Consider the following 25,756-nt stretch of genomic DNA (forward strand, 5'->3'; position numbering starts at 1 on the left):
GCGTTGAGCCATCCGGGGCCCTGGGGCGGCGAGCCGCCGCCCGAACCGCAGTCGCCGCCGTCCGCGCGCGCCTCATGGCGTCGCTGGCTGGTCTGGCTGGTCGTGGTCGGAGCGGGGCTGGCCCTGCTGCTGGTCCTGCTGCGCGCCTCGCCCTGGTCGGTCAGCCGGGGCGACGACCGCTTCTATCTGGTGTGGGGCGTCGTCCTGGCGCTGGCGCTGTCCACCGGCCTGATGCGGGCCACCCGCCGCCAGGCGCTGCACGGCCTGGGCTATGCGGCGCTGTGGGCGGCGATCGTCGTCGTGCTGGCCACTGGTTATCTCTATCGCGCCGAACTGGCCCAGGCGCCCCAGCGCCTGCGCCTGGCTTTGGCCCCCGGTTCGGCCGTGGCCACGGGCGAGCGCGAGCTGCGCGTGGCTCAGGACGCCAGCGGCGCCTTCGTCGTGGTCGGCCTGGTCAACGGCCAGCGGGTGCTGTTCCTGGTCGACACCGGCGCCACCAACACCGTGCTCAGCCCCGCCGACGCCCAGCGGGTGGGGATCGACATGGCCGGACTGCGCTACGACCAGACCAGCGAGACCGCCAACGGCCTGGGCTACGGCGCGTCGTGGACCGCCGACCGGCTGGAGATCGGCCCGATCCGCCGCGACCGCTTCCCCATGGACGTCAACCAGGCCCCGATGAGCGCCTCGCTGCTGGGCATGAGCTTCCTCAACACCCTGGACTCCTACGAGGTCCGCGGCGGGCAGCTGATCCTGCGGTGGAAGGAGTAGGGGACTCTGGACCCTCTCCCCGAAGGGGGAGGTGGCCCGAAGGGCCGGAGGGGGAAGTTCCTGCTGACGACGAGGGGGCGCTGGCTCACAGGCTGCTTCCCCCTCCGTCGGCTTCGCCGACACCTCCCCCTTCAGGGGGAGGATTGGGGGTTCAGGCCGCCGTCTTGCGCCGGATCCGCGCCAGGCGGCGCAGGCGCCGCCAGAAGCGGGTCTTTTCCGGTTCGGGGTAGGGCTGCAGGTTCTTGAAGAACTCCTCGGCGCAGGCGCGCCACGAGAAGCCCTCGGCGAACTTGCGCACCGCGGCGTGGTCGATGTCCAGGCATGCCAGGCACGCCTCGCGCAGGCCGTCGGTCTGGCCGGGAGCCAGCACGCCGGCGCCGGAGCCGGGGATGATGTCGATCGGGCCGGGAGCCGAGAACGCCGCCACCGGCACGCCGGCGGCCATGGCCTCCAGGATCACCAGGCCGAAGGTGTCGGTCAGGGACGGGAAGCAGAAGACGTCGGCGCAGGCGAAGTGGCGGGCCAGCTCGTCGCCGAACTTGGCGCCCAGGAACTTCACCTCGGGATACTTCTCGGCCAGTTCCTCGCGCTGGGGACCATCGCCGATGACGACCTTGGTGCCCGGCAGGTCGAGGCTGGCGAAGGCCTCGATGTTCTTCTCCACGGCCACGCGGCCGACATTGAGGAAGATCGGCCGGGCCAGGCCCTCGAACAGGTCCGGTTCGCCTTCGGCGCGCGGCTTGAAGACGTCTGTGTCGACGCCGCGCGACCAGGGCGAGATGTTGCGGAAGCCGTGGCGCACCAGCTCGTCGCGCATGGTGGGCGTGGCCACCATCAGGCGGCCCGACGGCTTGTGGAACCAGCGCATGTAGGTGTAGCCGGCCGCCAGCGGCAGCGGCAGGCGGGCCGAGACGTACTCGGGAAAGCGCGTGTGGTAGCTGGTCGTGAACGGCAGCTTCCATTCCAGGCAGATGCGGCGCGCGGCCAGGCCGATCGGACCCTCGGTGGCGATGTGGATCGCCTCGGGCTCGAACGACTTGAAGCGCTCCTGCACCGGCTCGTAGGCGCCGATCGCGAGCTTGATCTCGGGATAGGTGGGCAGCGGGAAGGTGGGGAACTGGTCAGGGCTGACCACGTCCACCTCATGGCCCATGGCGCGAAGCTCGGCCATCACCTTGGTGAGGGTCCGAACCACGCCGTTGACCTGCGGTTCCCATGCGTCGGTGGCGAGAAGTATCCGCATCAGGCGGCGGCAGGCTCCGGCAACGGGGGCTCGACGGCGAGCGCCCGGGCCCGGTCGATCACCGACCAGGACCTCATCTTGGACCATTCGAGGATTTCGAGCTGGCCGTCCATATGCTCCACCAGAGCGGTGCAGCTTTCAACCCAGTCACCGTCGTTGACGTAAAGAATACCGTCGATCTCTCGCATCTCGGCCTTGTGGATATGGCCGCAGATGACGCCGTCGACGCCGCGGCGACGGGCTTCGTCGGCGACGGCGGCTTCGAAGTTCTCGATGAACTGCAACGCGTTCTTCACCTTGACCTTCAGGTAGGCCGAGAGGCTCCAGTAGCCGAACCCCATCCTCCGCCGCGCGCGGTTGAGCAAGGTGTTCAGCATGAGGATGGTTCTATAGGACCAATCCCCGAGGAAGGCGAGCCACTTGGCGTGCTGCACGACGCCGTCGAACTCGTCGCCGTGGACCACCAGGTAGCGCTTGCCGTCGGCGGCCTCGTGGATCACGTCGCGGGCCACCACCACGCCGCCGAAGTGGGTGCCGCAGAAGTCGCGCACGCGGTCGTCGTGGTTGCCGGGGACGTAGATCACCTCGACGCCCTTGCGGGCCAGGCGCAGGATCTTCTGCACCACGTCGTTGTGGCTCTGGGGCCAGTACCAGCCGCTGCGCAGCTTCCAGCCGTCGACGATGTCGCCGACGAGGTAGAGCTTGTCGCATTCCACGTGGCGGATGAAGTCCAGCAGCAGCTCGGCCTGGCAGCCGCGCGTGCCCAGGTGGATGTCGCTGATGAAGATGCTGCGATAGCGGCGGATCTCGGTGTCGGCGGCCATGACGGCTCCCCAGCGCTGTGACGGGCCGCCCCCGCGACGACCGTCTTTCCCCAAGCGAGAACAGCCAGCCGGATAAGCTGATTGCATGTCGCTTTGATGAAACCGTCCGGGTTCGGCGCCGGGAGCGGCAGGGCGCCGCGGCCAGTGGCGGGTCGGTCGGCGGGTTGGTGGGCGGGGCGCCGTTGGGTAAGCTCGACTTTCGATCACTCGGCGCCGTTGCGGCGGGCGCTCAGGCGACGACTTGAAACCGCCGCGATCCCTTGCATTGATTGGGAAAACGACTGTTGCAGCGCAGCATCGTCCGCACTAGATGACCCCGATGGACGCCGCCCGCCTCGCCAAGGACACACCCAAGTCGCTGAAGACGCGCGCGCGCATCCTCGACTGCGCCATGCGGCTGTTCGCCGAGATCGGCTACCACGCGGCCACCAACCCGGTGATCGCCGACGCCGCGGGCCTGACGCGCGGGGCGATGCTCTATCATTTTCCGACCCGCGAAGCCCTGGTCGAGGCCGGGGTGGCCCACGTCCAGGCCGCCCGCTCGGCCCTGTTCCGCGCCGCCGCCGACAGCATCCCGGCCGGGGCCGACGTCACCGAGCACGCCATCGACAGCTACTGGGACCTCCTGCAGAGCGAGCCCTTCCTGGCCTTCGCCGAGCTGGAGGCCGCCGGTCGCACCGACCCGGCCATCCAGGCCCTGCTGGCGCCGGCCCAGGCCGAATTCGACCGCGCCCAGGCCGGCGACCACTTCCTGAAGATCCTGCACGCCGGCGCCGGCCCGCGCTTCCAGGCCAGCCGCGACCTCGCCCGCTTCATGCTCGAGGGCCTGGCCCGCACGACGCTCACCTATGACGGCGAAGGCCGGCGCGAGCGCCTGCTGATGCTGATCAAGCGCGCCACCCACATGCTCAACCGCAAGGGCGACATCCAGGATCTCTGGCCGGACTGACCCCCTCAGTCGCTCCGCGACAGCTCCCCCTTCAGGGGGAGCGCATGGGACCAACGAAAAAGGGCGCCGGCTTGCGCCGACGCCCCTTCCCGCCGCCTCCCCCCGAAGGCGGGGCGCTTCCTAAGTCCGGATCAGAACTTGTAGCGCAGGCCCAGCAGGATCTCGCGACCCGTGTGGTGGTAGACCACCGGCATGTTCTGGGTGCCGGTGAACTGGTCCTGGTATTCGTCGGTCAGGTTCACCCCTTCCAGGGTGATCTTGAACTGGTCGTTCAGGGTGTACTGCACCGAGGCGTCGACGTTGAAGGTCTCGTTGGTGCCGTCATAGGGGATCGGCGCGGCCGTGGTGTTCTCCTGGCCCAGCACGCGGGTCAGGTAGCGGTCGCGGTACGAGGCCGAGACGCGGGCGCTCCACTTGGCGTCCTCGTAGTAGAGCGTGGCGTTGTAGCCGTTGCGCGACAGGCCGGTCAGGTCGGTCGAGGCCACGACGGCGCCGGCCGAGTTCACGTACTTCACGTCCGACTTCACGTAGGTGTAGTTCAGCAGCACGCCGGTGTTGGCCAGGAAGCTGGGCAGGAACTTGAACGGCTGCTGGTAGTTGACCTCGAAGCCCTTGACCTTGCCGCCGTCGGTGTTGACCGGGGTCGAGAAGTTCCATTGCGCCGAGGGGCTGCAGCCCACCGTCGTGCCGCAGGCGGCGATGGCGACGCTGTCGGGAATGCCGAACGGGTTGCCGGTGAAGGTGGTCGAGGTGGTGACCGTCTGCACCAGGCTGTCGATGTTCTTCTGGAACAGGGCGACCGACAGCAGGGCCTGGCTCTGGAAGTACCATTCGAACGCCAGGTCGAAGGTCTTGGCGCGGAACGGATCCAGGTTCGGGTTGCCGGCGGTGACGCTGCGGGCGGTGCCCGAGACGCTGACCGTCGAGCCCGGGGTCAGGCTGCCGAGGTCCGGACGCGACATGACCTTGGCCGCGCCGAAGCGGATCAGGAAGTTCTCGCTGGGCTCCAGCACCAGGTTCATCGACGGCAGGGTGTCGTCGTACTCGCGGCCCGACGAGATGGCGACGGGCGCGCCGCCGACATAGGTGTAGCCGGTGGCGTACTGCTTGGTCTTCACGTAGCGGACGCCGAAATTGCCGCGCAGGCCCCAGTCGCCCACTTCCGTGCGGAAGTCGGCCTGGGCGTAGCCGCCGCGGTTCTCTTCGGCGACGCTGCGGTTGTTGCCCAGCGAGGGCTCCGAGCCCAGGCGGAAGGCGCCGCCGTAGGCGGTCTGGTCGTAGAGGCTGAGCGCCGAGACCGCCTTGGCGATGCTCGGGATGATGGTCTGGGTGCCGCCCAGGGTGGCCAGGGTCGAGAAGTTGGCCAGCGACATGGCCGCGATGGCCGCCGGGATCACCGTTTCCTGGTTGGTGGTCGTGCCCACCGTCCGGCGCATCTCGGTGGTCTCGAAGTCGTACTGCTTGAAGTTCAGGCCGGCGTTGATCGTCCAGGTGTCGTTCAGCTTGTAGACGCCCCAGGCCTGGGCGGCGTCATAGGTGTTCAGGGCCGTCTGCGGGCGCAGGCGGATCTGGGTCAGGCGCCACTTGGTCGGGTCGGTCAGCGTGGCGTTGCCGTAGTTGAACTTCGGATTGCGGCTGTCGGTGTAGTCGTAGCCGTAGCCGTCGACGTTGAAGTAGTCGAAGCGCAGCGTCGTCTGGATCGGGTTGGTGTGGTCCGACTCCGAGTGGCCCACGAAGCCGTTGATCGTGAAGTTGTCGCTGATCTGGTGTTCGCCGGTCAGCGAGAACTGCGTGAACTTGGTGCGCAGCTTGTCGAAGCGGTTCTCGACGGCCAGGTCGACGTCGTCGAACACGCCCTTGACCATCACGCCGTCCTGGATGGTCGAGGAGACCACGTTGGTGTCGGCGATGCCGCAGCTGGTGGCGGCGTTGGCGGCCGTGCAGGCGCCGCCGGTGCTGAAGGACGGGGCCTCCAGGTAGGATTCCTCGCGCGTGCCCTTCAGGTCGGCGTAGAGGGCGTCGAACGAGATCGTCGTGCCCTCGAACGGCTGGAACTGCAGGGCGAGGGTGGCGCCCAGGCGTTCCTGGTCGTTCTGGAAGCGGTCGACGCGCGGAAAGCGCGGGTGCAGGGCGGCGTTGTTGGCCACGGCCGAGGCCGAGGTGTTGACCAGGCCCGGCGTGCCGGCATTGGCGCCGCTGGTCTGGGGCAGGGCGTCGAAGCCCGGCGAGAAGGCGTTGCCGGTGGCCCAGCGCACGGTGCTGTGGCCTTCCTCGACGGTCTTGCGCTTGGTGTAGGCGATCGAGAACAGCGCCCCGAGCTTACCGTCGGCCCAGGTGTTGGAGATCATGAAGGCACCGCGGGGCGTCGTCTTCTCCGACAGGTCGTTGAAGCCGGCCTGGGCCGAGGCCGACATCGCAAAGCCGTTGTAGTCGAACGGGCGGGCGGTGCGCAGGTCGACCGTGGCGCCCAGCGAGCCTTCTTCCGTCGTGGCCTCGGCGGTCTTGCGGACCGTGATCGAGTTGAACAGGTCCGAGGCGAAGATGTTGAAGTCGAACGCGCGGCCGCGGTTGGTGCCGCCCGACGAGTCGGCGCTGCCCGCCGTGGTCAGGGCTTCCATGCCGTTGATGCGCACGCGGGTGAACTGGGGACCAAGGCCGCGCACCGAGATTTGGCGGCCTTCGCCGCCGTCGCGGGCCAGGGCGACGCCCGGGATGCGCTGGATGGATTCCGACAGGTTGAGGTCGGGGAACTTGCCGATGTCCTCGGCCAGGATCGAGTCGACGGCCCCGGCTTCCTCGCGCTTGACGTTGAGGGCCTTGGCCAGGCTGTTGCGGAAGCCGGTGACCACAACGGCCTCGACGGCGTCGCTTTCGGTGGTGGCCTGGGCTTCCTGGGCCATGGCCGAGCCCGCGGCCGCCAGGGCCATGGCGACGGCGCCGGCCGAGACGCTGATCTTCAGAGCGCGCAGGCGCGCTTGATGTCCGTAAGACATTTGTCCTCCTCCCGTTCGTTTCGTTGCGGCGCGGTCTTGGAGAAACCTCGCCGTGGCCTTCGAAACAGTCCCGCGTCCTTCCCACGCGACCGTTCTCGGCCGTCATTCTGGAAACCGGTGTCACTCCTTGGTGGAGTTCTCTGACACCGGTAGCAACGAACGCGTAACAAACACCGGAGGACGCATCAAGTGATGGGACCGGTAACAGTTGTAACGACCGGCGCGAGCGTGGCGCCGGCGCTACGAAAGCGTGGATTTCAGCGCTGAACGACCTTGTGCAGGCCGTCGAGCATGCCCCGGCGATGCTCCGCCGGCAGGCTGGCGCCGACGTTGCGCAGCAGGCGCAGGGCCGACAGGTGGACGTCGACCGCGTCCCAGCGCCAAGCCTGCGCTTCTGCGCAGGCGTCGACCAGGGCGCACAGCGAGACGGCCGCCTCGTCGACCCCGGCGTCGGCCGCGAAGCCGGACACGTCCACGACCTTCAGGGTCATGGTGTAGAGGGTCTCGAACTCCTCGCTCGCACGGTCGGGCGCGCCGGGGCCGAAGCGGGCCTCGATGGCTTCCAGCGCAGCGTCCAGGGCCGCCAGCGAGCTTTCGCGCAGGGTTTCGACATTGGCCTCGGCGGCCGCCAGGGCGTCCTTGGCCAGGATGCCGCCGCGGTCCTTGATCATCGAGGCCAGGCGGTTGGGGGGACGGAACTTGCGAACGGTCATATCTGCACCTTCGCGACCTTCATCAGATTGTTGATTTCCTCTTGGGACATGTTGGGCTCCTGGGCATCCCCAACCTCCCCCTGAAGGTCGTCCTTGCGTCGGCCGTCCGTCCCCGGCGGCGGCCCCTCGTGTTTGAACCGTCGATCGGGCCCGATGTACGTATCGCACTCGATGAAGGCTCGCTCCTCGCGCGCCACCCAGAAGATCCGCTCCAACAGAATCTTGGGCGTGATCGGCTTGGCGACGGTGAAGTTGGATCCCGCGTCCCGGTTCTTGAACACCTGCGAGATGCGGGTGTGGCCGGTGACCAGGATCACCGGGACGTAGCGGTTCTGCTCGGGCGCCTCGCGCCGCAGCCACTGGATGAACTCGTAGCCGTCGACCTCGGGCATCTGCACGTCGCTGATGATCAGGTCGAAGGTGTGGATCTTCACCAGCGCCTGGGCGTCCCTGACGGACTCCGCGCGGTGCAGGGTGCGTACGCCGAAGCCGGAGACGACGCCCGACAGGATGTCGAGGGACGCGCCGTTGTCGTCGAGCACCAGCACGGTGGCGCGCTCGAGATTTATCCGCGTCGATGGATTGAGCGGCTCGGGCATCGAAGCCTCAGAAGAAGTCGAGTTCGCCGGCCTCGGCGCCCCAGCCGGAATGCTCCTGGTCCGAACGCAGGCGCACGACGAGGTCGGCCAGGCCCAGGCCTTCGAGCAGCGGGTCGACCGACAGGCTCCATTCGCCGGAAGCGTGCTGGCTGATGCGGGCCAGCACGTCCGACAGGCCGTGCAGCCGTTGGCTCAGCTCGTCCAGGGCCTGCAGGCGGGTGATGTTCTCCAGCGCCGCGCCGCCCGTGGCCAGCTCGCCCGCCACGTGCTCGCACTCGCGGCAGATCGTCGCCGCGGCCGCCAGTTCGGCCGCCAACCGGCGCGACAGCTCGCCCACCGGAAGCTGGTGATCCGGCGAGACGAGGATATCGGCGGCGGCGGTCGACGGGGCGGTCATGAGGACTAGAACAGCTCCAGGTCGCCGGCGTTGGACGCGGGCTGGGGAATGGGGGCGGGACGACGCACTTCCTGCGGCGCGTTGTCGACGGCCACGAGGCGCTGGCGCACCCGGCCGGTGACCGGCCAGAACTCGACCCGGCGGGCCGAGACGCCGCCGACGCTGGACGAGACGATCGGGATGCCTTCGTCGCGCAGGAAGCGCTCGGCGAAGGCCGCGTTGCTGGCGCCGACGTCCGACAGGCTGTCGAACAGCTTGCCGCCGCCGAAGATCTTGGCTTCCAGCCGCTCGCGGCGGGCGCCCTTCTTCAAGAGGCCGTTGATCAGCAGTTCCATGGCGTAGGCGCCGTAGCGCACCGCGTCGCCGCCGCTGCCGCCCCGGCCGTCGCCGGCGTCGGGCAGCAGGAAGTGGTTCATGCCGCCGACGCCCGCCTGGGGGTCGCGGATGCAGGCGGCGATGCACGAGCCCAGCACCGTGGTCATCACCACGTTGGGGTCGGTCGAGACATGGCTCTCGCCCTGGGTCACGTGGACCTTGGTCGCGCGCAGCTCGTCGTCGTGAGAATAATCCCTGCCGATCATGTCAGCTGTCCGAACACTTGCTCGATCTTGTCGCGCAGGCCCTGCACGGTGAACGGCTTGACGCAGTAGTTGTTCACGCCGAACTGCACGGCGCGCTGCACCAGCTCGCGGTCGGCGCGGCCGGTCAGCATGACGAAGGCGGTCTGGCGGATCGGCGGGTGCGAGCGCACGGCGCGCAGCAGGGCCAGGCCGTCCATCTTCGGCATGTTGAAGTCCGAGATCACCAGGTTGGCCGGCTTGGCCAGGAGGTTCTTGAGGGCCTCCTCGCCGTCGGGCGCCTCGCGGATGTCCTTGAAGCCGATCTGCTGCAGCGCGTTGCGGATCAGCGCGCGCATGGTCAGCTGATCGTCGACGACGAGAACGGAAATGGAGCTTGCTTGGGGCATGGGACTATCGCCTCGCGGAGGCCAGATCGAGGATGGATTGGCCGATGGAGGACAGGGAAACCTGCTTCTCCACGGCCCCGATTTCTTGGGCGGCGCGCGGCATGCCGTAGACGACGCAGCTGGCTTCGTCCTGGCCCACCGTGCGGGCGCCGGCCTGGCGCATCTGCAGCAGGCCCTGCGCGCCGTCGCGGCCCATGCCGGTCAGGATCGCGCCGACGGCCTTGTCGCCGACGGCCTGGGCCACCGAGCGGAACAGCACGTCGACCGAGGGGCGGTGGCCGCTGACCGGGTCGCCGGCGACCAGGCGGCAGCGCAGGCCGGCCGAGCGGACGACTTCCAGGTGCGTGGCGCCGCCGGGGGCCACATAGACCTTGCCGACTTCCAGCAGCGCGCCGTCGGTGGCTTCCTGCACCTTGGCCCCGCTGGCGCGGTCGAGGCGCGCGGCGAAGCTGGCGGTGAAGGTGGCCGGCATGTGCTGGGTGATGACGGTCGGCGGGCAGGTCTCGGGGAACTGCGACAGGATCGTCAGCAGGGCTTCGACCCCGCCGGTCGACGAGCCGATCGCCACCACGTCGCCCGAGGGCAGATAGGCGCCGCGGCGGGCCGGAGCGGCGGGCGCGTCGGCCTTGGTGCGGACCGAGGCGCGGGCCGCGGTCTTCACCTTTTCGGCGACTTCGGCCAGGGCTTCGGCGGTGCCGGTGGCGGTGGTGGGCTTGCCCACGCAGTCGACCGCGCCCAGTTCCAGCGCGCGCAGGGTCATCTCGGCCCCGGCCTGGGTCAGGCTCGAGACCATGACCACCGGCATCGGCCGCAGGCGCATGATCTTCTCGAGGAACTCGATGCCGTTCATGTTCGGCATCTCGATGTCGAGGGTCACGACGTCGGGGTTCAGGGCCTTGATCATGCCGCGGGCCTCGAACGGGTCGCCGGCGGCGCCGACCACCTCGATCTCGGGATCGCGGTTGAGGGCGGCCGTGATCAGGCCGCGCATGGTCGCCGAGTCGTCGACGACGAGGGTGCGAATCTTGGCCATGGTCAGACCCCCGTCTTGCGATAGGCGGTCAGGCCGCAGCTCTCGAAGCCGCGCACGTTGGCGCCGACGCGTTCGGAGTGGCCGACATAGAGCTTGCCGCCCGGCGCCAGCAGCGGCGCGAAACGGCTCCAGACCCGCTCCTGGGTCGGTTCATCGAAATAGATCACGACATTCCGGCAGAAAATGGCGTCGAACGGACCCTTCATCGGCCACGACGGACCGTTGAGGTTCAGCTCGCGGAAGGCGACGAGGCTGCGCGCGGCCTCGCAGACACGCCAGGCGCGGCGGTCGCTCGGATCACGCTCGAAATACTGGCCGCGCATCGATTGCGACACGCCTTCCAGCAGGTGCTCGTCATAGACGGCGGCCCGGCCGGTGGCCAGGACGTTGGTGTCGATGTCGGTGCCCAGGATGCGGATGTCCAGTTCGGCCGCATTGGGCCAAACCGACAGCACCGTGAAGGCCATCGAATAGGGCTCCTGGCCCGACGAGCTGGCGGCCGACCACAGACGCAGGCGGCGGCCGGCGCGCACCTGGTCGGCGATCGGCTCCAGGATGTTGGCGCGCAGGTCGTCGAAGTGGTGCGGCTCGCGGAAGAAGCGGGTGACGTTGGTCGTCAGGGCCCGCAGCATTTCCTGGCTCTCGTCGCGACCCGGGTCGCTGGTCACGAAGGCGCAGTATTCCTTGAACGAGCGCATGCCCAGCGCGCGCAGGCGCTTGGCCAGGCGCGAATAGACCAGCGTGGCCTTGGTGTCGGGCAGGCTGATGCCGGCCATGCCGTACAGGATTTCGGCGATGCGCTTGAAGTCCTGGGTCGTGAACGCGAACTCGCCATCGACGATGGCTTCGCGGCGATCCGTTGGGGCGGAAGCGAAGGTCATCAGGCGGCCAGGGCCTCGCGTTCGGGCAGCAGGCGATCGAGCGAGATCTCGCTGATCATCCGGCCGTCGATGGAAATGATGCCGCGGATGAAGCTGCGAACGGCGTCGCAGGCCACGTCCGGGGTCGGCTGAACCAGGTCGTCGGTGATCGACAGGATGTCCGACACGGCGTCGACCAGCATGCCGATCATGCGGTCGCCCGCCTTGACCACGATGAACACGCTGCGGACGGTCGGCTCGACCATCGGCATGCCCAGACGGCAGGCCAGGTCCATGATCGGCAGAACTGCGCCGCGCAGGTTGATGACGCCGCGCATGTAGCCGGGCGACTGCGGAAGCGTCGTGGCCGGGCTCCAGCCGCGGATCTCGCGGACGGCCATGATGTCCACGCAGTATTCCTGGTCGCCGACGCGGAAGGAGATCAGCTCGCGGCGTTCGGCGCCGGTGGTGATGATTTCTTCTGACATCGGCTTATTCCGCGGCGATCAGGGTGGGTTCGACGGGACGGGGCGGCTCGCGGCGACGCAGGCTGATCACCGCATCGACGTCGAGGATCAGGGCCACGCGGCCGTCGCCCAGGATCGTCGCGGCGGCGACGCCGTCGACCTGCTGGTAGTTCTGCTCCAGCGACTTGATGACCACCTGGCGCTGGCCGTGGATGGCGTCGGCCACCAGGGCGGCGCGCGAACCGTCCTCGCCCTCGACCAGCAGCACGACGCCTTCGGTCGGCGGCGGCGAGGCCTCGCGGTAGCCCAGGGTCAGGCCGACGTCGATCAGCGGCACGAAGCTGTCGCGGACGGCCAGCACCGAACCGACCGGGCCCAGCGGGCGAACCTCTTCCGGCTTCGGACGCAGGCTCTCGACGATGGCGGCCAGCGGCACGACCAGGGTCTCGCCGGCGACGTCGACCACCATGCCGTCGAGGACGGCCAGGGTCAGCGGCAGGCTCAGCGTGAAGGTCGAGCCCTGGCCCGGACGCGAGGTGATCGAGATGCGGCCGCCCAGCGCCTGCACCGAGCGCTTGACCACGTCCATGCCGACGCCGCGGCCCGAGACGTCCGAGATCTTGTCGGCGGTCGAGAAGCCCGGGAGGAAGATCAGGTTGTCGATCTCCTCGTCTGTCAGCTGCAGTTCCGGCGAGATCAGGCCCTTCTTGATCGCGATCGAGTGGACGCGCTCGCGGTTGATGCCCTTGCCGTCGTCGGAGACCTCGATGACGATCCGGCCGCTGCGGTGCAGGGCGGCCAGCTTCACGACGCCTTCCGGATTCTTGCCGGCCGCCTTGCGCTCCTCGGGGCTTTCCAGCCCGTGGTCGATGGCGTTGCGCAGCATGTGGGTGATCGGGTCGGACAGACGCTCGATGACCGTCTTGTCGACCTCGGTGTTCTCGCCGTCCATCACCAGGCGGGCCTGCTTGCCCGTCATGCTGGCGACTTCGCGGACCAGGCGCGGCATGCGCTGGAACACCGACTTCACCGGCTGGGCGCGGATGGCCATGACGCTGTCCTGGATCTCGCGCGTCAGCTGTTCCAGCTCGTCGAGGCCCATGGCCAGGTTGGAGGAGGGGGCGATGCCGTATTCGCCGACGCGCTGCGCCAGCATGGCCTGGTTGATGACCAGCTCGCCGACCAGGTCGATCAGGCGATCGATGCGCTCGGGATCGACGCGGATCACCGACTGGCCCGGACCCGGGACGTCGATCTGCTGGGCCTTGGCGGCGGGCGCGGCGGCCGGGGCCGAGGCGGCGACAGGAGCGGCCGGAGCGATCGGCGCGGCGACGGGCGCCGGGGCGGCCTCGACGACCGGCGCGACGGCGACGGGTTCGGGGGCGGCTTCCACCACCACCACCGGAGCCGGCGCCTCGGCGACGACCGCCGGAGCGGCTTCGACGGCGGCGGGCGCATCGCCTGCCAGCAGGGCGGCCAGGGCGGCGTCGGGGGTCAGGCCCTCGCCGCGGGTGATTTCCAGGTCGCAGTCGCCGTCGACGAATTCGAAGACCTCGCGGATGGCGGTCTCGTCTTCCTCGGTCTCCAGGCGCACCGTCCAGGTGGCGTAGGCGGCTTCGGCGTCCAGCATGTCCAGCGGCGGGATGGCGCTGGCGTCCAGGGTGGCTTCGATCGGGCCCAGGCGCGCCAGTTCACGCAGCAGCAGGGCGGTCTCGTTGGCCTTGCGGTAGAGGTCCGACTTGGGACGGATCGACACCGTCCAGACGTTGCCCGCGGCGGCGGCGACGTCAGCCGCCTGCTCGTCGATGGTGATCGTCATCGGCTGGAAGTCGAAACCGAGGTCGTCGTCGTCCAGGGCGTCGTCGGCCCCGATCAGCGCTTCGGCCGGCGCGGCGACGGGCGCGGCTTCGAACACCGGCGCCTCGACCACGGCGGCGGGAGCCGGCGCGGCGTTCGGGTCGGTGCAGGCCTTCAGTTCGGCGGCCATGGCGGCCGAGACGGCTTCGTCCACGACGCCCAGCCCGCGGGCCGAGCTGACGTGGTCGGCCAGCACGTCCGAGGCGCGCAGCAGGGTCACCACCAGGTCCGGGGTCGCAGGCACTTCGTTGGAACGAACGGCGTCGAGCAGGGTCTCGAACACGTGGGCGAAGCGCACCAGCGGCTCGAGGCCGAAGGCGCCGGCGCCGCCCTTGATCGAGTGGACGGCGCGGAACACGGCGTTGACGGTGTCGCCGTCGTCGTTGCCGTCCTGCATGGCCAGGAGCCCGCCTTCGAGGTCGGCGAGCAGTTCCTCGCACTCCTGGAAGAAGGTGACCTTGATGGCCTCTAACTCGTCCATTCCAACGTTCCTAAAACGAGAGAGTCTTCAGTGCCCCCGGGCAGGGGGAAACGACGTCAGGCCGCGACGCGGCGGATGGCGTCGACCAGCTTTTCCGGGTTGAACGGCTTGACGATCCAGCCCGTGGCGCCGGCGCGGCGCGCGCGGTCCTTCTTGGCCGGGTCGCTTTCCGTGGTCAGCACCAGGATCGGGATGGCGCGATAGTCGTCGTCGACCCGCACCGCCTCGATGAAGCCGAAGCCGTCCAGCTTGGGCATGTTGATGTCGGTGATGATCACGTCGGGGCGATGGGCCGAAAGAACTTCCAGCCCGTGCTCGCCGTCGACCGCTTCGACGACGTTGAACCCGGCGCCGGCGAGGGCCATGCGCAGCATGTCCCGCATCGTTCGGGAATCATCGACCGTGAGGACCGTCCGCGTCACGATTGAACTCCATGGATATCCGCCGAAAGAAGCGCCCCTTCGGCGCCGAACAGACGGGTGGTTTCGACAAAGGCCTCCGAAGGGGCCCGGATAGAGAAGGACTTGCCGTCCGCCGCCCAGGCGGTCTTGGCCGCCAGGAGCACTTGCAGGCACAGGCCGCCGAGGCGACGGACGTTGCCGGCGTCGACCTCGACCGCATCGCCGCGGCGTTCCAGGAACGCCGCCTTGAGGGGACCCGACGCCTTCAGATCAAGCGTTTCGGGCAGCGAAAGCACAGTCATCAAAACTCCTCCCAGCCGTCGCTGGCCGGGGCGGCCGCTGCGGCGGCGCCGCCACGGCCAGGCCGGGCGAAGGCGCCGAGCCGGGCGCGTTGCTCGGCGACGGGGTTGCGGGCCGGCGAGTCGACATGGGCGTCGGCTTCGCGCGGGCGTTCAAAACGTTGGGCCGCGCCTTCACCCACGCGGAAGCGACCGATCAGGCGCACCAGCTCGCCGGTCTCGCCCTTCAGCGAGTGGGTCGCGGCGGTCGATTGCTCGACCATGGCGGCGTTCTGTTGGGTCACCTGATCCATCTGGTTGACGGCGGTGTTGACTTCGTTGAGGCCGGTCGCCTGCTCGGCCGCCGAGGCGGCGATTTCGGTGACCAGGGCGTCGATCTCGCCGACCTTCGCCACGATCCGCTGCAGGGCCTCGCCGGTCTGGCCGACCAGGCTCACCCCCGCCGAGACCTGCTGGGTCGACGACGAGATCAGGGTCTTGATCTCCTTGGCGGCCTCGGCCGAGCGCTGGGCGAGCGCGCGGACTTCCTGGGCGACGACCGCGAAACCACGTCCCGCTTCGCCCGCCCGGGCGGCCTCCACCCCGGCGTTGAGGGCCAGGAGGTTGGTCTGGAAGGCGATCTCGTCGATCACGCCGATGATCTGGCTGATCTGCTTGGAGGAATTTTCGATTTCGCCCATCGCGGACACTGCCTGATGGACGACTTGGCCGGAATGCGTCGCTTCGCCACGGGTGGTCGAGACCACGTCCGAGGCCTGGCGGGCGCCCGAGGCCGTGCGGCGCACGGTGGCGGTCAGCTCGTCCAGGGCGGCGGCGGTTTCTTCCAGGCTGGCGGCCTGCTGCTCGGTGCGGCGCGACAGGTCGTCCGAAGCGTGGGCGATTTCGTCGGCGCCGGTGCGCAGGCCGTCGGTGGAGGCGGCGATCACCTTCACGGTGTCCTGCAGCTGGGCGATGGCGCCGTTGAAGTCGTCCTTCAGCTTGGCGTACTCGCCCGGGAAGGCGGCGGTGACGCGGAAGGTCAGGTCGCCCTGGGCCAGGCGCTCCAGGCCCTCGGCCAGCGAGCTGACCACCAGGGCGCTCTCGCGGGCGGCGGCGGCGGCGGCGGCTTCCTTGGCGCGACGCTCGTCGGCGGTCAGGGCGGCCGACTTCTCCTGCTCGGCGCGCAGCTGCTCAAGGTGCAGCTGGTTGTCGCGGAACACCTTCAGCGAACGCACGATGGCGCCCAGCTCGTCCCCACGAGTCAGGCGTTCCAGATCGATGCCGTTGTCGCCCTTGGAGAGCTTCTCGGTCGCGCCGGCGATGTCGCCGATCGACTTGCGGGTCGTCATCACGGTCATGAACGCCAGGGCGCCGACGGCGGCCAGGGTGATGAGCGAGAGAACGATGGTGATGCTGATCGAGGCGGCGGCCTCGGCCTGGCGCTTGGCGGCCTGCGTCTTGGCGCGGTTGGCGGCGTCGTCGACCACCTTCTGCAGCTGCGCGGCCATCTTGACGTACTGGTCTTCGAAGCTGCCGGCGAAGCTCATCGCCATGCCCGCGTCGACGTCGACCATGCCGCTGACGGTGTCGACGGCGCTGCGGCACTCGGCCAGCGCCTTGACCAGGGCGTCGATCTTCGGACGTTCCGAGACCGGCAGGCGGGCGGAGAGGCCCTTCATTTCCTTGCCCAGGGTGTCGAACTCGGCGAGCAGCTCGGTGATGCGCGGACCGGCGGGAGCGGCCATCGGGTCGGCCTTGGAGGCCAGGATCTGGTAGAGCTTGCCGTGAGCGTCGGTGATGCGGCGCGACAGCGACTGGATTTCGCTGTTGGTGCGCATGTCGGTCTCGACGACCTGCTGCAGCGCCGCCGACTGGCTCTTCTGCACCACGATGGACCCCACGGCCATGGCCGCCAGCATCAGCAGTGCGAAGGCCGGCGCGAAGCCGATTTTTATGATCAACGGCAGATCGACGAGTCGAAAGCGCTTCATGACAAATCCCCTCCAAGAGACGGCCGTGCCCACGGACCGTCCGCAATGTGGGGCGATCATCACGATAGATTCCTAATAGTTCCTGACTTTGGTTAAGGATGATGGCCGCACCCTGTCGCACCCCGTATCGATATGCGCATACGCACGCGTATTTGAGTCTAGAGAGGGGCGATTGTGGCGACCTGGCGCCCTTCACAAGTCATTATGGTTATCGATAAGTAAATATCGATTATTCTTCGGTGACTCAGACTATCTTAACTTGCGGCTGCGAAAAGGTGCAGGCGTCCGGTTGGCGCAACGTCCAACGGACGAAGAAAAAATACTAGGAGCAGCGGGATGAAATATCCGATCGCTATTGCCGCGGGAATCGCCGGCAGCTTTTTCGTCGCTCAGGCCGCTTCGGCCGCCGGCGGTTTCGAAGACCAAATGGGCCGCTGCCTTCAGCAGTTCGCCAACACCAAGGACGCCGCCCAGGTGATGCTTGAGTGCACCGCCGACGCCGGCAAGCTCTCGGCCTGCAAGGTCGTGGACAACAGCGCGGCCGGCAAGGGCTTCGACAAGGCGGCCATGTGCATCGCCGAGAAGCTGCCGATGGGCTCGAAGACCGGCACCGTGAAGGTTCCGTTCCGCTTCCCGGGCGGCGCGTAAGACTTACGCGCCTTCCCAGAGGGGGTCCAAGCGCCTCCGCTGGTCCAGGCCGGCGCATCCCGCAGGGGACGCGCCAAGGCCGGATCGGCGGGGGCGTTTTGCTGTCTGGACAGCGGCGTGGCCAAGTAACGCCGAATACTTTTCAAGCAATGCGTTCTCCAAGAAAAAGCCCGCCTTGCGGCGGGCCAGTTGAGGAGACGCGCGAAGAAACCGACCGGGACGCGTTACGCTACGCCGCGCCCCGGCCTCACGAAATTCAGTACTCTTCCCAGTCCTGGTCGATGGCGACGGCGGCCGAGCCGCGGGCGGCGCCGGGACGCGAGGCCACGCGAGGCGCGGCAGGACGGGGCGCAGGGCGGGCGACGGGGGCCGTCACCGCCTGGCGAGAGGTCTTGAAACCGCCGACGAGGCGGGTCAGTTCGCTGGACTGGCCCTTCAGCGAATGGGTCGCGGCGGTGGTCTGCTCGACCATGGCGGCGTTCTGCTGGGTGACCTGGTCCATCTGATTGACGGCGATGTTGACCTGGGCGAGGCCGCTCGACTGTTCCTGGGCCGAGGACGAGATCTCGCCGACCAGGGCGTCGATCTCGGCCACCTTGACGACGATGCTGCGCAGGGCCTCGCCGGTCTGGCCGACCAGGGCCACGCCGGCCTCGACCTGCTTGGACGAGGCGCCGATCAGGCTCTTGATCTCCTTGGCCGCCTCGGCCGAGCGCTGGGCGAGAGCCCGCACTTCCGAGGCGACGACCGCGAAACCCTTGCCGGCGTCGCCGGCGCGGGCGGCCTCGACCCCGGCGTTGAGGGCCAGGAGGTTGGTCTGGAAGGCGATCTCGTCGATCACCCCGATGATGTTGCTGATCTCGCGCGAGCTGGTCTCGATCTCGCCCATGGCGGCGACGGCGTCGGTGACGACCACGCCCGAGCGCTCGGCGTCGGTCTTGGCCCCGGCCACCACGTCGGAGGCCTGGCGGGCGCCGGTGGCGGCGCGCTTGACCGTGGCGGTGATCTCGTCGAGGGCCGCGGCGGTCTCTTCCAGGCTGGCGGCCTGCTGTTCGGTGCGGCGCGACAGGTCGTCGGCGGCGACGCCGATCTCGTCGGCGCCCATGCGGATGCCGTCGGTGGCCTGGGTCACGGCGGCCATGGCCTCTTCCAGCGTCGCCACGGCGGCGTTGAAGTCGCCCTTCAGCTTCTGGAAGTCGGGCGTGACCTCGATGTCGAGGCGCGAGGCGAGGTCGCCGCTGGCCAGCCGCGACAGGGCCTCGCCGAGCGCCTGGACCACGGCGGTCTGGCTGCGTTCGTTGGCCAGGCGCACTTCTTCCAGGCGCTGGCGTTCGGCCTCGATGGTCTCCAGGTAGATGGAGATGGCGAAGTCCATGTCGAGCATGACCGCCTTCATCAGGGCCGAGACCGCGTCGCCGGCCTTTTCGGCGCCGTCGGCCTTGGCCATGAAACCCTTGGGCCAGACCTCGCGGATCGCCGAGCGCATCAGGTGCTCGCTGACCAGGGCGTAGCCGCCGATGTACCAGCGCGGCTCCAGGCCGATGCGGGCGTGGGTCTCGCCGATGGCGCGCACGGCCTTGACGTAGGTGTCGCTGAAATCGGCCTCGGCGATCACCGACCAGTGCGACTTCTGGCGATTGCCGGCCGCGTCCATGTGGCGCTCGTCGCCGAAGAACTTGCGGGTCTCGGGCGTGGCCTTGACGCGGTCGTAGAAGCCCTTCAGCGCGGGACCGATTTCCCGCTCGATGAGCGGACGCAGAGCCCGCAGGGCCGCACGGGCTCGAGTGTCGAGACCCATGAACGCAACGCGGTCACTCAGTGCATAGTCCTGGCTCATCTGGCCGCTTCCCCGATTGAGATATCGGTGGTCACTCTCGCGGTCGATGGTTAATGCGCCAACAACTTTTCCCGTTTTGAGCGCGTCAGGACGTCGCACTCTACCGAGATATGCTTGCGGCTATCCGCCGCGACGAAGTGTTTCTCGGGCGATGACCAGTTGTTGGATCTGGCTGGTGCCTTCGTAAATCCGGAAAATACGGACATCGCGATACAGGCGCTCGATGCCGTAGTCGGCCACGTAGCCGGCCCCGCCGAAGATCTGCACGGCCCGGTCGGCGACGCGGCCGACCATCTCCGAGGCGAACAGCTTGGCGGCCGCCGCCTCCAGGGTGACGCTCTGGTCGGCGTCGCGCTTGCGGGCGGTCTCCAGCACCAGGGCGCGTGCGGCCAGGGCCTCGGTCTTGCTGTCGGCCAGCATCGCCTGGATCAGCTGGAAGCTGGCGATCGGCTGGCCGAACTGCTTGCGCTCGCTGGCATAGGCCACGCAGTCGGCGATCAGCCGTTCGGCCACGCCCACGCAGACGGCGGCGATGTGCAGGCGGCCGCGGTCGAGCACCTGCATGGCCACCTTGAAGCCCTCGCCCTCGGCCCCCAGGCGGTTTTCGGCCGGCACCCGCACGCCGTCGAAGGTGACGTCGTGGATGTGGGCGCCCTGCTGGCCCATCTTCTTCTCGGCCTTGCCCACGTGCAGGCCTGGCAGGCCGGCGGGCACCAGGAAGGCCGAGACGCCCGCGCCGCCCTTGGCGTCAGGGTCGGTACGGGCCATCACCGTGAACAGCGAAGCCTTGCCGGCGTTGGTGATGAACCGCTTGGAGCCGGTCAGCACGTAGTCGTCGCCGTCGCGCACGGCCCTGGTCTGCACCGAGGCGCTGTCGGATCCGGCCTCCGGCTCGGTCAGGGCGAAGGAGGTGACGGTCTCGCCCGAGGCGATACCGGGCAGCCACTTGGCCTTCTGGGCGTCGGTGCCGAACATGACGAGGCCCTGGCTGCCGATGCCGACATTGGTGCCGAACACCGAGCGGAAGGCCGGCGAGGCGCGGCCCAGCTCGATGGCGACCAGCGTCTCGTCCTCCATCGAAAGGCCCAGGCCCCCGTGCTCCTCGGGGATCGACAGGCCAAAGAGGCCAAGGTCGCGCATCTCGGCGATCACGGTTTCGGGCACGGCGTCGTTCTCGGCCACCTCCGCCTCGATCGGCCGCAGGCGTTCGGCCACGAAGCGGGCGACCATGTCGAGCAGCTGGTCGCGGGTCTCGCGGTCGAGGGCCATGGCGGTTCCTTCCTGTTTTCCGTCGCGTCAAACGATCGTTTTATTCGCCGACTTTAGCCGGCGCGCGGCGGAATGGAAGGCCCGTCAGAAGCGGGCGCGGTAGGTGGCCGACAGGTTGAGCTCCGGATCGGCCGAGGCGTCGTGGCCGGGCTGCAGGGCCACGCCGCCGCGGAAGGTCAGACGCCGCTCGCCGCTCAGCGCCTTCTCCAGCCCCAGGCGCAGGTCGATCTCGCGCCCGTCGGGCGAGGCGCTGAACCGCCGGGTGGAGTAGGTCAGCGGGTCCTCGTAGGACAGCGGGGCGTCGGCCAGGGTGGTGGTGAAGCGGCCGGCCTCGATGCGCAGGGGCTGGCTGACCTCGAAGGTCAGCTGGGCGCAGGACCAGCCGATGAGGCCGCAGTCGGCCGCCGCCGCCAGGCGCCAGGCGCCGCTGACCGCGCCGTCGAGGGCCAGCAGGCCGCCCTGGGCGTCCATCCGCCCCATCGAGGCCTCGGCCCGCAGGCTGACGCCCGGCCGGGGCGACAGGTCGAAGGCCGCCGCCGTGAAGCGGGTGGTGGAGGGCAGGGCGAAGGTCGAGCCGGGCGCCAGGAACGAGCCCAGCGGACCCAGCGGCTCCTCCAGGGTTCCGGCCGTCAGGCTGAGCACGCCGCCGGCGATGGCCGTCTGGCCGGTGGCCGAGACATAGCGCGAGGCCTTGATCTGGCTGGTCCGCAGCGGCAGGCGGCGCTCGGCCTCGCCCTGCTCGGCGCTGAAGGCGAAGCGGCCCAGGCGTACGGCGGCCTGAACGGTCTGGTCGGGGCGGGCGACCATGCGGAAGGCGTCGCGCCCCTCGGGCCCGGCCGGGGCGGGCGCGCCGCCCTCGCCCGTCCAGGTCGAGAAGCTGAAGCGTCCGAAGGCCGCCTGCATGCGCGCCGAGCGCATGGGCTGGGGCGCCAGCAGCAGGTCGGGCGTGCTGGCGTTGGGCATGTCCTCGAACAGCGGGGCTTCGGCGCTGAAGGCCAGCTGGGCGCCGGCCAGCGCCGGGCCGCCCAGGACGACGGCGCTGGACGCCGCCGCGGGGGGCAGGTCGCCGACGCCCCGGCGCGAGGCCGAGGGCACGCTGCCGGCCAGGTCGACCACGAAGCGGCGGTGGTAGTCGTCGGTCAGGACGGTGGTCAGGGCGGTGGTGCGCGCCAGGGCGTTGCCGAAGGCGCCGGCCATGTTGGTGCCCGGGGCCGCGCCGCCGTCGAGCGTGACGGCGACGCCGGCGCCGGTGGCCAGGCTGCTGGTCCCGACCGGCTGGAAGGCCCGCGTCAGGTCCAGCGATCCCCGGCCGTAGGTCGAGTCCGTGCCGGTCGCGCCCACGTCCGCGGCCGTGCGCAGCAGGATCGAGACCGCGTCGCGGCCGGAGATGTTGGGGAAGGCCTGCAGCAGCAGGGCCAGCGCGCCCGAGACGTGCGGCGCGGCGAACGACGTGCCCGAGATCCGCCAGCAGCTCGTGCCGTCGCAATCGGTGATCACGTCCTCGCCGGGCGCGACGATATAGCCCTCGGCGGCGACGCCGGCGCGATTGGAGAAGCTGGAGAGGGTCCCGGTGCGCGAGATTGAGCCGACGGCCAGCACGGCGCCGGCGTAGCGCGGATCGACGGCGTAGCGGGCCGGCCAGCCCGGATCGGCCAGGCCCTCGTTGCCCGCCGAGGCGGCGACCACCACCCCGGCCGCCGCGGCGCGCGACAGGGCCGCCTCGAAGGTCGCGCCCAGCGGGTCCTCGCCGCCCAGCGACAAGTTGATCACCTTGGCCCCGTTGGCCACGGCGTAGTCGATGGCGCGCGCCAGGTTGGTCGAGCCGAAGATGCAGTCTTCGCAGCTGGGATTGGTCGAGGCCGTATCGGCGCGGATCGACAGGATGGTCGAGCCGTAGGCCACGCCGATCGTGCCCGTGCCGTTGAAGTTGGAGGCGATGATCCCGGCCGAGCGGGTGCCGTGGCGGTCGGTGTCGAACGGGGTGTTGCGGCCGGCGACGATGTCGGTCGAGGCGGCCGACAGGCGGCCGGCCAGGTCGGGCTGGGCCGGGTCGACGCCGGTGTCGACGACGGCGACGGTCACCCCGGCGCCGGTGTAGCCGGCGTCATAGGCGACATTGGCGTGGATGGCCGCCAGGCCCCAGCTGCGCTGGTACTCCGTGCTCGTCACGCTTGGAGGGGGCGGCGGCGGAGGGGGCGGAGGAGGCGGTGGTGGAGGGGGAGGAGGCGGCGGTGGCGGCGGCGTGGTCACGCCCGTCGAGGGGCCGCCCCCGCCTCCGCCGCCTCCGCAGCCGGTCACCAGCAGGGCCGCGCCGACGACGAGCGCGGCGGGCCAGATGCGCAGGGCGCGGTCGAGATTGGTCATCGAAAACCCCTCCGGCCCGCCCCTGCGCTCACCTTACTTCGCGGGAGACGAGCCTTTCGCGAGGACACTGCGTCGCACGCCGTAAAGGAAGTATATCGCGAGGCCGATCAACTGGGCGTAGAAGAAGTAGTGTTGCGTCTTGGCCGGTAGGCTGATGAACAGGTACAGGCAGCCCAGGATCGCGCCGGCGGCCACGACCGGCCAGGCGGGGGTCGAGAACACGCGGGGACGTTCCGGTTCGCGCAGGCGCAGCACGATCACCGAGGCGCCGACGGCGATGAAGGCGGCCAGGGTGCCGGCGTTGGCCAGCTCGGCGATCTCCTTCAGCGGCAGCAGCCCCGACAGGAAGGCCGCCAGCACGCCGGTCAGCACGGTCATCAGCACCGGCGTGCCGGTCTTGGCGTTCACCCGCGACAGGGCGCGGGGCAGCAGGCCGTCGCGGGCCATGACGAAGAAGATCCGGCTCTGGCCGTACATGAAGGCCAGGATCACGGTCGGCAGGGCGATGACGGCGGCCAGGGCCACGCCGGCGGCGACCTTCGGGTGCTTGAGGGTTTCCAGGATGAACACCAGCGGCGCTTCGCTGGCCGAGAACACCTCGGTGCGCGAGGCGCCGATCGAGACGGCGGCGACGATCATGTAGATGGCCGTGCAGGCGGCCATCGAGCCGACGATGCCGATGGTCAGGTCGCGCTTGGGGTTCTTGGTCTCCTCGGCGGCGGTCGACACCGCGTCGAAGCCGTAGAAGGCGAAGAAGATCAGGCTGGCGGCGGCCATGACGCCGACCTTCAGGCCGTCGGGGCCCGGGTTGGCGGCGAAGCCCTTGGGCATGAACGGCGTGAAGTGGCTGGCGTCGAAGGCCGGCAGGCAGAGGGCGACGAACACGGCCAGGGCCGCGATCTTGATCACCACCAGCACCATGTTGACCGTGGCGCTCTCGCGGGTGCCCAGGGCCAGCAGGCCGGCCACGGCCATCGAGATGATCACGGCCGGCAGGTTGATGATGCCGCCGGCGTGCGGGCCGGCCAGCAGGAAGTCGGGCGTGCCGATCATCTTGAACAGCCCCTGGGCGTGGGCCGACCAGCCCACCGCCACGGCCGCGCAGACCAGGGTGTACTCGAGGATCAGGCTCCAGCCGATCACCCAGGCCACCGGCTCGCCCATGGCGACGTAGCTGTAGGTGTAGGCGCTGCCCGAGGCCGGGATCATCGTCGACAGTTCGGCGTAGCACAGGGCCGCGCAGGCGCAGACCGCGCCGGCGATCAGGAAGGACAGGATCACGCCGGGGCCGGCCAGGCCTGCGCCGACGCCGGTCAGGGTGTAGATGCCGGTGCCGACGATGGCCCCGACGCCCAGGGCCACCAGGTGGGGCCAGCTCAGGGTCTTCTTGAGCTGGTGGCCCTCATGGCCGCCGCTCGCCCCGTCGATCGCCTTGCGGCGCATCCAGAAACTCATGCTTGTCCTCCCGACTGCCGGGGGACCATGGCCGGGGATCGGCGCACCGCCAAGGGGGCAGGGCGCAAAGACGACGGATATTCGGCGCGGGCCCGAAAATGGGCCCTCCACGGACGAAACGCCGGTTTGGGCGGCCTTGGGCCGAAGGATCGTCGGTTCAGATCGCCGCGTCGAAGGCCTGGAAGCTGATCGGCGCGGGCGCCGGGGCGCCGCGGCCCTTCATGCGGGCGTGCAGCGCCTTGACGCAATTGCTGCCGGTGCGCTCGAACAGGAAGGGCAGGATTCCGTGGACCAGGCAGGCCAGGCCCGCGGCCAGCATCGGCAGGCCGAAGCTCCAGGCCATGGCGAAGTGCTCGCCATAGGTTTCGCCCACCTGCCGGGGGTGACGGGTGAAGAGCTCGAGCATCGCGGGTCCCTCCTCGATCGAGACCTGCGAGGATGCGCCGCGTCGGCGAGAAAGACATTGTCGATCTTGGCGGCGCGCGGCAGGTTGGGAGAATTCCCATCTCCGATATGCGAAGAAGCGAGATGATCGATCTCGATTCCATCGACCGCCGCCTGCTCGCCATCCTCCAGGAGGACGCCACCGCCTCGATCGCCGAACTGGCCGAGCGGGTGGGGCTGTCGCAGACCCCGTGCTGGAAGCGGCTCAAGCGCCTGCAGGACACCGGCGTCATCACCGCCCGCGTCGCCCTGCTCGACCGCGAGGCCCTGGACCTGCCGCTGACCGTGTTCGTCGCCGTCAAGACCGGCCGTCACGACGAGGACTGGCTCGCGACCTTCGCCAAGGGCGCGGGCGCCCTTCCCGAGGTGGTCGAGTTCTACCGGATGGCCGGCGAGGTCGACTACCTGCTGAAGGTGGTGGTCAAGGACATCGCCGCCTACGACCGCTTCTACAAGCGCCTGATCGCCACCGCGCCGCTGACCGACGTGTCGTCCAGCTTCGCGATGGAGCAGATCAAGTTCACGACGGCCCTGCCGATCCCGACCTAGCTCCGCCCGTCGATCCAGGTGCGGACGACGTTGCGTTGGTCGTCGAGGAGGACGAGGTCGGCGGCCATGCCGGGGGCGATGGTTCCGCGCTGGGCGGCAAGGCCGAGGAAGGCGGCGGGGGCGCTGGAGGCGGTCATGACGGCCTCGTCCAGCGACAGGCCCAGCATGTCGACGGCGTTGCGGACGGCGCCGATCATGTCGAGGTCCGAGCCGGCCAAGGTGCCGCCGGGGCCCACGCACACGCCGTCCTGCACGGTGATGGCCTGGCCCTGCAGGGTGAAGCGCTTGTCGGCCATGCCGACGGTGGGCATGGCGTCGGTGACCAGCATGAAGCGGTCGAGCGGTCGGGTGCGCAGGGCGATCCTC

At 69.4% G+C, this 25,756-nt stretch carries 24 protein-coding genes and 2 pseudogenes; 5 read left to right on the top strand and 21 right to left on the bottom strand.

The genetic code is table 11. The features are described from left to right. Window positions 1-3 precede the first annotated feature (3 nt). Together G5B46_RS11920 and G5B46_RS24420 are read left to right on the top strand one after the other, a co-directional pair. The gene (locus G5B46_RS11920; RefSeq protein WP_165258908.1) at window positions 4-771 is read left to right on the top strand and encodes a TIGR02281 family clan AA aspartic protease; all 768 of its coding nucleotides are present in this window, start codon (window positions 4-6) and stop codon (window positions 769-771) included. 11 nt (window positions 772-782) lie between these two features. Further along, window positions 783-919: pseudogene (locus tag G5B46_RS24420) on the top strand (hypothetical protein); the annotation flags it as partial. Window positions 920-922: 3 nt separating this feature from the next. Here G5B46_RS24420 and G5B46_RS11925 read toward each other — a convergent pair. Then, window positions 923-2,014, bottom strand: a complete 1,092-nt coding sequence (locus tag G5B46_RS11925) for a glycosyltransferase family 1 protein (RefSeq protein WP_165258909.1) — start codon at window positions 2,012-2,014, stop codon at window positions 923-925. After that, a complete protein-coding gene (locus G5B46_RS11930; protein WP_101720624.1) occupies window positions 2,014-2,838 on the bottom strand; it encodes a UDP-2,3-diacylglucosamine diphosphatase in 825 nt (274 codons plus the stop codon). Before G5B46_RS11930 ends, G5B46_RS11925 begins: the two co-directional genes overlap by 1 nt. A 319-nt stretch (window positions 2,839-3,157) precedes the next feature. On the opposite strand from G5B46_RS11930, the gene G5B46_RS11935 reads away from it, so the two are divergent. Further along, a complete protein-coding gene (locus tag G5B46_RS11935) occupies window positions 3,158-3,787 on the top strand; it encodes a TetR/AcrR family transcriptional regulator (RefSeq protein WP_101720668.1) in 630 nt (209 codons plus the stop codon). 131 nt (window positions 3,788-3,918) lie between these two features. Here the strand turns inward: G5B46_RS11935 and G5B46_RS11940 are convergent, their stop codons facing one another. From G5B46_RS11940 to G5B46_RS12000, 13 genes and pseudogenes are all read right to left on the bottom strand, one after another. Beyond that, a complete protein-coding gene (locus G5B46_RS11940; RefSeq protein WP_165258911.1) occupies window positions 3,919-6,780 on the bottom strand; it encodes a TonB-dependent receptor in 2,862 nt (953 codons plus the stop codon). Window positions 6,781-7,037: 257 nt separating this feature from the next. Beyond that, window positions 7,038-7,493 (bottom strand): chemotaxis protein CheE, encoded by a 456-nt coding sequence (locus G5B46_RS11945; RefSeq protein ID WP_165258913.1) that lies wholly within the window; start codon window positions 7,491-7,493, stop codon window positions 7,038-7,040. Beyond that, the gene (locus G5B46_RS11950; protein WP_165258914.1) at window positions 7,490-8,092 is read right to left on the bottom strand and encodes a response regulator; all 603 of its coding nucleotides are present in this window, start codon (window positions 8,090-8,092) and stop codon (window positions 7,490-7,492) included. Before G5B46_RS11950 ends, G5B46_RS11945 begins: the two co-directional genes overlap by 4 nt. 7 nt (window positions 8,093-8,099) lie before the next feature. Beyond that, complete coding sequence (locus tag G5B46_RS11955; RefSeq protein WP_165258916.1) at window positions 8,100-8,489, bottom strand: chemotaxis protein CheU; 390 nt, start codon at window positions 8,487-8,489, stop codon at window positions 8,100-8,102. Between the two features lie 5 nt (window positions 8,490-8,494). Beyond that, window positions 8,495-9,070 carry a chemotaxis protein CheD gene (locus G5B46_RS11960; protein WP_058347349.1) on the bottom strand — a complete coding sequence of 192 codons (576 nt, stop codon included), beginning with the start codon at window positions 9,068-9,070 and terminating at the stop codon, window positions 8,495-8,497. Continuing rightward, window positions 9,067-9,456 carry a response regulator gene (locus G5B46_RS11965; protein WP_058347350.1) on the bottom strand — a complete coding sequence of 130 codons (390 nt, stop codon included), beginning with the start codon at window positions 9,454-9,456 and terminating at the stop codon, window positions 9,067-9,069. Before G5B46_RS11965 ends, G5B46_RS11960 begins: the two co-directional genes overlap by 4 nt. 4 nt (window positions 9,457-9,460) lie before the next feature. Next, a complete protein-coding gene (locus G5B46_RS11970; protein WP_116569535.1) occupies window positions 9,461-10,489 on the bottom strand; it encodes a chemotaxis response regulator protein-glutamate methylesterase in 1,029 nt (342 codons plus the stop codon). Between the two features lie 2 nt (window positions 10,490-10,491). Beyond that, window positions 10,492-11,370, bottom strand: a complete 879-nt coding sequence (locus G5B46_RS11975; RefSeq protein WP_165258918.1) for a protein-glutamate O-methyltransferase CheR — start codon at window positions 11,368-11,370, stop codon at window positions 10,492-10,494. Then, window positions 11,370-11,837 (bottom strand): chemotaxis protein CheW, encoded by a 468-nt coding sequence (locus G5B46_RS11980; protein WP_165258920.1) that lies wholly within the window; start codon window positions 11,835-11,837, stop codon window positions 11,370-11,372. Before G5B46_RS11980 ends, G5B46_RS11975 begins: the two co-directional genes overlap by 1 nt. A 4-nt stretch (window positions 11,838-11,841) precedes the next feature. After that, entirely contained in the window at window positions 11,842-14,154 is a 2,313-nt protein-coding gene (locus tag G5B46_RS11985; protein WP_165258921.1) for a chemotaxis protein CheA, read from the bottom strand. A 56-nt stretch (window positions 14,155-14,210) separates the two neighbouring features. Next, window positions 14,211-14,576 (bottom strand): response regulator, encoded by a 366-nt coding sequence (locus G5B46_RS11990; protein WP_058347355.1) that lies wholly within the window; start codon window positions 14,574-14,576, stop codon window positions 14,211-14,213. After that, window positions 14,573-14,860, bottom strand: a complete 288-nt coding sequence (locus G5B46_RS11995; protein ID WP_101720634.1) for an STAS domain-containing protein — start codon at window positions 14,858-14,860, stop codon at window positions 14,573-14,575. The genes G5B46_RS11990 and G5B46_RS11995 overlap by 4 nt, the downstream gene beginning before the upstream one ends. Then, a pseudogene (locus tag G5B46_RS12000) lies at window positions 14,857-16,870 on the bottom strand (methyl-accepting chemotaxis protein). The gene G5B46_RS11995 and the pseudogene G5B46_RS12000 overlap by 4 nt, the downstream one beginning before the upstream one ends. Window positions 16,871-17,160: 290 nt before the next feature. Here G5B46_RS12000 and G5B46_RS12005 point away from each other — a divergent pair. Further along, a complete protein-coding gene (locus tag G5B46_RS12005) occupies window positions 17,161-17,472 on the top strand; it encodes a hypothetical protein (RefSeq protein WP_058347358.1) in 312 nt (103 codons plus the stop codon). A gap of 256 nt (window positions 17,473-17,728) precedes the next feature. Here the strand turns inward: G5B46_RS12005 and G5B46_RS12010 are convergent, their stop codons facing one another. The 5 genes from G5B46_RS12010 to G5B46_RS12030 form a co-directional block, all read right to left on the bottom strand. Beyond that, the gene (locus G5B46_RS12010) at window positions 17,729-19,309 is read right to left on the bottom strand and encodes a globin-coupled sensor protein (protein ID WP_165258925.1); all 1,581 of its coding nucleotides are present in this window, start codon (window positions 19,307-19,309) and stop codon (window positions 17,729-17,731) included. 120 nt (window positions 19,310-19,429) lie between these two features. Then, window positions 19,430-20,578, bottom strand: coding sequence for an acyl-CoA dehydrogenase family protein (locus G5B46_RS12015; RefSeq protein ID WP_165258927.1), 1,149 nt, complete (start codon window positions 20,576-20,578; stop codon window positions 19,430-19,432). An 84-nt stretch (window positions 20,579-20,662) separates the two neighbouring features. Beyond that, a complete protein-coding gene (locus tag G5B46_RS12020) occupies window positions 20,663-22,942 on the bottom strand; it encodes a S8 family peptidase (RefSeq protein ID WP_165258929.1) in 2,280 nt (759 codons plus the stop codon). A gap of 33 nt (window positions 22,943-22,975) precedes the next feature. Next, the gene (locus G5B46_RS12025) at window positions 22,976-24,397 is read right to left on the bottom strand and encodes an amino acid permease (protein ID WP_165258931.1); all 1,422 of its coding nucleotides are present in this window, start codon (window positions 24,395-24,397) and stop codon (window positions 22,976-22,978) included. A gap of 157 nt (window positions 24,398-24,554) precedes the next feature. Beyond that, the gene (locus G5B46_RS12030) at window positions 24,555-24,803 is read right to left on the bottom strand and encodes a DUF6356 family protein (protein WP_165258932.1); all 249 of its coding nucleotides are present in this window, start codon (window positions 24,801-24,803) and stop codon (window positions 24,555-24,557) included. Window positions 24,804-24,910: 107 nt separating this feature from the next. On the opposite strand from G5B46_RS12030, the gene G5B46_RS12035 reads away from it, so the two are divergent. After that, window positions 24,911-25,390 (top strand): Lrp/AsnC family transcriptional regulator, encoded by a 480-nt coding sequence (locus G5B46_RS12035; protein WP_165258933.1) that lies wholly within the window; start codon window positions 24,911-24,913, stop codon window positions 25,388-25,390. Here G5B46_RS12035 and G5B46_RS12040 read toward each other — a convergent pair. Continuing rightward, a partial coding sequence (locus G5B46_RS12040; RefSeq protein WP_165258934.1) for an amidohydrolase family protein occupies window positions 25,387-25,756 on the bottom strand: 370 nt, incomplete at its 5' end. The genes G5B46_RS12035 and G5B46_RS12040 overlap by 4 nt on opposite strands.

Origin of the sequence: Caulobacter sp. 602-2 (genome assembly GCF_011043625.1) — a bacterium.
GTDB lineage: Bacteria > Pseudomonadota > Alphaproteobacteria > Caulobacterales > Caulobacteraceae > Caulobacter.

Coding starts and splice junctions, on each gene's coding strand:
- G5B46_RS11985 (WP_165258921.1), bottom strand. CDS start 14,154: ATGGACGAGTTAGAGGCCATCAAGGTCACCTTCTTCCAGGAGTGCGAG.
- G5B46_RS11970 (WP_116569535.1), bottom strand. CDS start 10,489: ATGGCCAAGATTCGCACCCTCGTCGTCGACGACTCGGCGACCATGCGC.
- G5B46_RS11955 (WP_165258916.1), bottom strand. CDS start 8,489: ATGACCGCCCCGTCGACCGCCGCCGCCGATATCCTCGTCTCGCCGGAT.
- G5B46_RS11935 (WP_101720668.1), top strand. CDS start 3,158: ATGGACGCCGCCCGCCTCGCCAAGGACACACCCAAGTCGCTGAAGACG.
- G5B46_RS12010 (WP_165258925.1), bottom strand. CDS start 19,309: ATGAGCCAGGACTATGCACTGAGTGACCGCGTTGCGTTCATGGGTCTC.
- G5B46_RS12035 (WP_165258933.1), top strand. CDS start 24,911: ATGCGAAGAAGCGAGATGATCGATCTCGATTCCATCGACCGCCGCCTG.
- G5B46_RS11940 (WP_165258911.1), bottom strand. CDS start 6,780: ATGTCTTACGGACATCAAGCGCGCCTGCGCGCTCTGAAGATCAGCGTC.
- G5B46_RS11980 (WP_165258920.1), bottom strand. CDS start 11,837: ATGTCAGAAGAAATCATCACCACCGGCGCCGAACGCCGCGAGCTGATC.
- G5B46_RS11925 (WP_165258909.1), bottom strand. CDS start 2,014: ATGCGGATACTTCTCGCCACCGACGCATGGGAACCGCAGGTCAACGGC.
- G5B46_RS11950 (WP_165258914.1), bottom strand. CDS start 8,092: ATGCCCGAGCCGCTCAATCCATCGACGCGGATAAATCTCGAGCGCGCC.
- G5B46_RS12030 (WP_165258932.1), bottom strand. CDS start 24,803: ATGCTCGAGCTCTTCACCCGTCACCCCCGGCAGGTGGGCGAAACCTAT.
- G5B46_RS11975 (WP_165258918.1), bottom strand. CDS start 11,370: ATGACCTTCGCTTCCGCCCCAACGGATCGCCGCGAAGCCATCGTCGAT.
- G5B46_RS12015 (WP_165258927.1), bottom strand. CDS start 20,578: ATGGCCCTCGACCGCGAGACCCGCGACCAGCTGCTCGACATGGTCGCC.
- G5B46_RS11930 (WP_101720624.1), bottom strand. CDS start 2,838: ATGGCCGCCGACACCGAGATCCGCCGCTATCGCAGCATCTTCATCAGC.
- G5B46_RS11960 (WP_058347349.1), bottom strand. CDS start 9,070: ATGATCGGCAGGGATTATTCTCACGACGACGAGCTGCGCGCGACCAAG.
- G5B46_RS11945 (WP_165258913.1), bottom strand. CDS start 7,493: ATGACCGTTCGCAAGTTCCGTCCCCCCAACCGCCTGGCCTCGATGATC.
- G5B46_RS12025 (WP_165258931.1), bottom strand. CDS start 24,397: ATGAGTTTCTGGATGCGCCGCAAGGCGATCGACGGGGCGAGCGGCGGC.
- G5B46_RS12020 (WP_165258929.1), bottom strand. CDS start 22,942: ATGACCAATCTCGACCGCGCCCTGCGCATCTGGCCCGCCGCGCTCGTC.
- G5B46_RS12005 (WP_058347358.1), top strand. CDS start 17,161: ATGAAATATCCGATCGCTATTGCCGCGGGAATCGCCGGCAGCTTTTTC.
- G5B46_RS11965 (WP_058347350.1), bottom strand. CDS start 9,456: ATGCCCCAAGCAAGCTCCATTTCCGTTCTCGTCGTCGACGATCAGCTG.